General features: G+C 71.7%; 5 protein-coding genes. All 5 read left to right on the forward strand.

What is annotated here, in order from left to right; all coding sequences use genetic code 11:
- Nucleotides 1-83 precede the first annotated feature (83 nt).
- The gene (locus PLJ28_RS14720) at nucleotides 84-719 is read left to right on the forward strand and encodes a hypothetical protein (protein WP_298045062.1); all 636 of its coding nucleotides are present in this window, start codon (nucleotides 84-86) and stop codon (nucleotides 717-719) included.
- Nucleotides 720-872: 153 nt separating this feature from the next.
- Nucleotides 873-1,196 (forward strand): DUF3072 domain-containing protein, encoded by a 324-nt coding sequence (locus PLJ28_RS14725; protein WP_324590324.1) that lies wholly within the window; start codon nucleotides 873-875, stop codon nucleotides 1,194-1,196.
- A gap of 143 nt (nucleotides 1,197-1,339) precedes the next feature.
- A complete protein-coding gene (locus PLJ28_RS14730; RefSeq protein WP_324590325.1) occupies nucleotides 1,340-2,497 on the forward strand; it encodes an S-layer homology domain-containing protein in 1,158 nt (385 codons plus the stop codon).
- 167 nt (nucleotides 2,498-2,664) lie between these two features.
- A complete protein-coding gene (locus PLJ28_RS14735; protein WP_183527421.1) occupies nucleotides 2,665-4,032 on the forward strand; it encodes an MFS transporter in 1,368 nt (455 codons plus the stop codon).
- Between the two features lie 11 nt (nucleotides 4,033-4,043).
- Nucleotides 4,044-5,430: AMP-binding protein (locus tag PLJ28_RS14740; protein ID WP_324590326.1), on the forward strand; the 1,387-nt coding region annotated here is incomplete at its 3' end.

Here is a 5,430-nt window from a genome sequence, read left to right on the forward strand (position 1 = left end):
TCTCCTGCTACCGTAACTCCGGAAGCTGTCCTGACTTGGGTGGCTCTGCTTTATTGCTCCAGGACCCTTGGAGGGGGAACCACATGTCTATCGACCAGAACACGCCGAAGACCACCAATCGTCCGAGCAAGCGCCGCGGATTCAAGCCCGGCCTCGTTGCCGCCGCACTCGCCGGTGCCCTGCTGATCCCGGCCGCCGCGGTGACCATCGCCGCCGAGCCGTGGAACCAGGCCACCGCCGCCGAGCAGACCTCGGCCAACGGCAAGGGCCAGCAGAACGGCAAGGGCAAGATGACCTCCGAGGAGGCCGAGGCCGAGCTGCGCGAGTGCCTCAAGGGCACCGACCTCTCCGAGGCCAAGAACCTGGACATCGCTACGCTCATGAAGGCCGTGCGCTGCCTCGAGCTGGTCGACAGCGTGAACGACCCCAACTCCCCGCTCACCGAGAAGGAGGTCACGCAGCTCGTCAAGCAGGGCCTGCAGGCCGTGGAGACCGCCGGTGTGGACCGCGTGCAGATCCCCGGCGTGCTGCGCGTGCTGAGCGACACCGGCCTGGTCAAGCCGCTGGCGGGCAACTCCGCCGCCGACCTGATCTCCGTGATGGCCGAGTCCAAGGTCATCGAGGACTACGCCAACGGTGAGATCCAGCGCAACCAGGCCGCCAAGCAGATCGCCCAGGTCGTCGTGGCCACCGCGGAGAAGCAGAACGCCGCCAAGTAGTCTGACACCCCGCGTGAGGCCCTGACCCGGCCTCACCTGCGAGGAATTCGATCGCCCGGTCCCGGTGGCACTGCCACCGGGACCGGGCGATCTGTGTGTGTCCGGACTACCATGGCCAGCACCCGACGTCGTCGTCACGGAAGGAGCAGCACCATGAGCACCCAGCGTTTCCCCGATCCGGAGGACCAGGTCGCCGCCGGCGCACCCGTGGAGGCCAACGAGGCCGACATCGCCGAGCAGCAGAGGGCCGCCGCCCTGGACGACGGCCAGGACACCATCGGCGCCTCCAGCACCGAGGACCCCGCCCTGGAGAAGGAGCCCGACGAGTGGGTCAGCGGGGACGACCCCATGACCCCGTCCCAGCGGTCCTACCTGGACACCCTGGCCCGGGCCGCCGGCGAGGAACTGCCGGCCAACCTGACCAAGGCCGAGGCCTCCGTGCACATCGACCGGCTCCGGCGGACCGCCGGAATGTGACGCGCGCGAACCTCCACGTCAGCGGTGGGTTCCGAAAATCGGGGTGGCGGCCTGCCGAGTGCACCGCCTAGGGTGACGAACCTGTGGCCACCCGGGCTCGGGTGGTACCGACACCAGACCTCGGACACCCGGGAGGACTCACCATGGTCGCCGACCGCACCAGCACCCCGCGCCGTACCGCGCCCATCGCCTCGACCGAGGACGCCCCGCGCACCGGCCGCCGTCGTCTGGCCCGTGCCCTCACCGCCGTCGCGGCGTCCGGCGCCCTGCTCGTGCCCGCCGCCGGGGCCGCCGTCGCCGCTCCCGCCACGGACGCCCCCGCGGCGGGCTCCGAGGCCGCCTGCCTGGCCGCCTCGTTCCCCGCCGGCCAGACGTGGACCACGGCCGCCGCCGTCGACGAGTGGCTGGCCTGCGTGGGGCTGAGCAACGGGGCGGCCTACGCCGACCCGGGGATCACCCGCGGCGAGGCCGCACAGATCGCGTACCGCTCCGTCGGGGCCGATGAGCCCGCGGGCGCCTTCGTGTTCGCGGACGTCGCCCCCGGCAGCGACTCCGCCACCGCGATCACCTGGCTCGCCAACGCGGGGATTGTCCGCGGATACGGTGACGGCGAGTTCAAGGCCGACCGCGCGATCTCCCGCGACGAGCTGGCCATCGTGCTCGTCGGGGCCGCCCTCACCGGTGCCGAGGCGCCCGCCGGGGATGCGCCGGCCGCTGCGTCCGGGGACTCGAGCACGGATTCAGACGCCACCGAGGCCACCGCGGACTCTGCCGCCGAGGCGACCGCGGACACGGCCGCCGCCGCGGCGCCGGCCGAGGCCGCCGTCGTCGGGAACTCCGATGCGACCGCCTACAAGCGCCAGGCCGCCGCGTTCATGGAGGAGTACGGCTGCAAGGGCACCGCGCTGACCATCGTCAAGGCGACCAGCATCGACGGCGCCACCGGCGTGACCTCCGTGACCTCGGGCCAGCCGGCGTCGGTGCAGATCCGGTCCGGCCTGGACGAGTACCAGCTCGAGCACACCGCCGCGCACGAGTGCATGCACGTACTCCAGCACGCGGTCGCCGACTACGACTTCGCCACCCTGGATGCGATGCTGCAGCCGTACTACTCCGAGGACCTCGTCACGAGCTGGGGTGCCGTGGACATCTACGAGCAGAACGCCGAGTGCGCGGTGCGGTCCCTGGGCTTCCCGCAGGAGTACTCCAGCTATGACGTCGCCTGCACCGAGGCCATGCTGGACGCCGGCCAGGCCATCGCCCTCGGGCACGACCCCCGGGAGGTCGTCGCCGCCGGCTGACCGCCGGTGGACCGCCGGCTGATCACGGGTCGGCCGACGACCGATACCCGCCCGATCGCATCACCGGTCGCATTCCTGAGGACGGAATGTCGACCGGTGATGTGGATCACGCCGCCGCGCCTCTATAGCGTCCGGGTGAGACATTCCCGTTCCACCCTGGAGGACCTATGGACGTGCTGTCCGACATCCGGAAATCGCCAATGACCCCGTTCCAGGTCATGGCCGTCAGCGTTGCGCTGGCCATGATCCTGCTGGACGGGTTCGACGTGGCCGCGATGGCCTACGCCGCCCCTTCGCTGAGCGCCGAGTGGGGCGTGGAGCCCGTGATGCTGGGCTACCTGCTCAGCGCCAGCCTGTTCGGCATGGCCGCCGGCTCGATCTTCCTCACCCCGCTGGCCGACTTCATCGGCCGCCGCTGGCTGGCCGTGGGCTCCATGTTCGTCATCACCGTCGGCATGGCGCTGTCCGCGATCGCCCCGGACGCCACCTGGCTGCTCGTGGTCCGCCTGCTCACCGGCCTCGGCGTGGGCGGCATGATGGCGAACCTCAACGTCCTCGTCTCCGAGTACGCCTCCGATGCCCGCCGCGGGTCCATCATCGGCATCTACGCCGCGGGCTACCCCATCGGGGCGACCATCGGCGGCGTGGTGGCTGAGCCCATGATCGGGGCCTTCGGCTGGGAGGCCCTGTTCTGGGTGGGCGCCGCCCTCAGCGGCCTGATGTTCCTCATCGCCCTGGCCCTGCTGCCCGAATCGCTCGACTTCCTGCTGGCCCGCCGCCCCGCCGGCGCCCTCGAGCGCTCCAACCGCATCCTGGCCAGGATGGGCCGCGCCCCGCTGACGGAACTGCCCGCACTGCCGGCCACCGACGCCTCCGGCGGCGGCATCGCCCAGATCTTCCGGGGCACCGTACGCTTCCGCACCTTCATGCTCTGGATCGGCTACGCCTGCCTGGTGGCCGCCTACTACTTCGCCAACACCTGGACCCCGCAGATCATCGCGCAGGCCTCCGGCGAGGACACCCTGGGCATCCGCACCGGGACCCTGGCCAACCTGGGCGGGATCATCGGTTGCTTCATCTTCAGCGCGCTGGCCATCCGCTTCAAGTCCAACCGCCTGCTGTTCGGCGCGCTGGCCGCGGCCGCCGGTTCCTACGTCCTGTTCGGTCTCGTCTTCTCCGTGATCCCGGTGGCCATGGGCACCGCCGTGCTGTTGGGCGTGCTCACCACCGCGGGCATCGCCGGCTTCTACGCCGTGGCCCCGGGCGTGTACTCGGCCACGGCGCGCGCCACCGGTATCGGCTGGATGATCGGCATCGGCCGCCTGGTCTCGATCGCCGCCCCCATCCTGGTCGGCTACCTGATCGACGGCGGCTGGGCACCCGAGAGCATCTTCTACCTGTTCGCCATCCCGCTGCTGATCGCCGCCGCCTGCGTGGCCGCCCTCAGCCTGTCGATGAAGCGCGGTGCCGGGACCACCTCGGCCGACGCCACGGCGTCCGCCGCCGCCCCGGCCGCCGCCCGCCCCACCGCCTGAAAGGACCCGACATGACGACGACGACCACCCAGCCCGGCACCCTGCTCACCCCCGCCCCCGACCGCGCCGACTGGCACACCACCCGGATGGGCCGGTTCCTGGAGGACCTCGAGGCCCGGTACGGCCAGCGATTCGCCACCTACGACGACGCCTGGGCCTGGTCCGTGGCGAACCTCGAGGACTTCTGGAAGGAGGTGTGGCAGCACTTCGAGGTGATCACCCACGCCCCGTACACGGCCGTCCTTCAGGAGCGCACGATGCCCGGGGCACGGTGGTTCCCGGGAGCGCGGATCAACTACGCCGAGCACGTGCTGCGCAGGCTCCGCGAGCGTCCCGACGACATCATGGTCACCTCCCGGTCCCAGACCACCGGATCCGTGGAGTGGACCGGGGCGCGGCTGGAGGAGGAGATCGCCCGCATCCAGGCCGGGCTGATCGCCCGCGGCGTGGGCGTGGGCGACCGGGTGGCCGGGTACCTGCCCAACATCCCGGAGACACTGGCCGCCTACCTGGCGACGACGGCCCTCGGCGCGATCTGGTGTGCCGTGCCCCCGGAAATGGGCCCGCAGTCCGTGCTCGACCGCATCAGCCAGCTCGAGCCGACGCTGCTGATCGCGATCGACGGCTACCGCTACGGCAAGCGCGAGCTCTCCCGCGCCGACGACCTGGCCCGGATCCGGCAGTTCCTGCCCGGCACCCGGACCGTCCTGCTGCCCTACCTGGACCCGAACGCCCAGCCGCCCGAGGGCGCCGAGGGCTGGGCCGCGTTCACCGGCCGGGTCGGAACGGGCCTCGAGGCGAGGGGCGCGGGGGTGAGGGGCACGGGTCAGGCCGTGGCCGGCGTCGGGACCGGGACTGCCGTCCCGGAGGTGCACATCGAGCCGGTGCCCTTCGACCACCCGCTGATCGTGCTGTTCTCCTCCGGCACCACCGGACGGCCCAAGGCGATCGTGCACGGCCACGGCGGCATCCTGCTCGAGCACCTCAAGGCCCACGGGCTGCACTTCGGCATGAGCGAGGCCGACAACGCGTTCTGGTTCTCCACCACCGGCTGGATGGTGTGGGCCATGGGCATGTCCTCCCTGCTGCTGGGCGCCTCCGTGGTGCTCATGGACGGGGACCCGAACTGGCCGGCCGCGGACGGGGAGTGGTCCCAGTGGGCGGTGATGGCCGAGACGAAGGCCACCTACATGGGCACCGGCTCCGCCTACCTGGGGGCCTGCGCCCACGCCGGGATGCGCCCCCGCGAGCGCTGGGACCTCTCTCGGTTGCGGGAGATCCAGTGCTCGGGCTCGCCGCTGGCCGCCGACGTCGCCGGCTGGGTGCTCGACGCCGTCAACCCGGACCTGCTGCTGGCCCCCACCTCGGGCGGCACGGACATCTGCGCCGCGTTCGTCG

Origin of the sequence: Citricoccus sp., assembly GCF_035445025.1 — a bacterium.
In the GTDB taxonomy this organism is placed as follows: Bacteria; Actinomycetota; Actinomycetes; order Actinomycetales; family Micrococcaceae; genus Citricoccus.